Source organism: Blastococcus sp. CCUG 61487, from assembly GCF_005222955.1.
Taxonomy (GTDB): Bacteria; Actinomycetota; Actinomycetes; order Mycobacteriales; family Geodermatophilaceae; genus Blastococcus.
On sequence record NZ_LWUA01000134.1, the window covers coordinates 1 to 363 of the forward strand.

Consider the following 363-nt stretch of genomic DNA (forward strand, 5'->3'; position numbering starts at 1 on the left):
GACGCCCGCGGGCCGTGCGGTGGGTGCTGGCCCAGGCGGCCGCCCGCGCCGGCAGCCGGGCGCTCAGCCTGCGCGACGAGGTCGGCGGCTTCGTCCTGCTGCCCGCCTCGTTCCCGGTCCAGCAGCTGACCCAGCGGGCCGCGCCGCCGGACCTGGCGGCTCCCGTGATGGGGGTGGCGGTGGCCGCGTCGCCCGGGGCGGTGCCGGCCGCCGCTGCGCGCGCCGACCGGATCTCCGCTGTCGCCGGCCGCCCCGGCGTCCACCAGCTGGCCGACGTGCTGCTGGAGTACCACCTCACCCACCCGGTCGACAGCGCGAGCGAGCTGGCCGGCGTCCTCGACCCGCTCGCCCGGCACCCCGAGC

Annotated in this window: 1 protein-coding gene; it reads left to right on the plus strand. The window is 80.4% G+C overall.

The window, feature by feature from the left end:
• Positions 1-363 (plus strand): hypothetical protein (locus A6V29_RS20775; protein ID WP_349642944.1); only part of this gene is annotated, 363 nt, incomplete at both ends.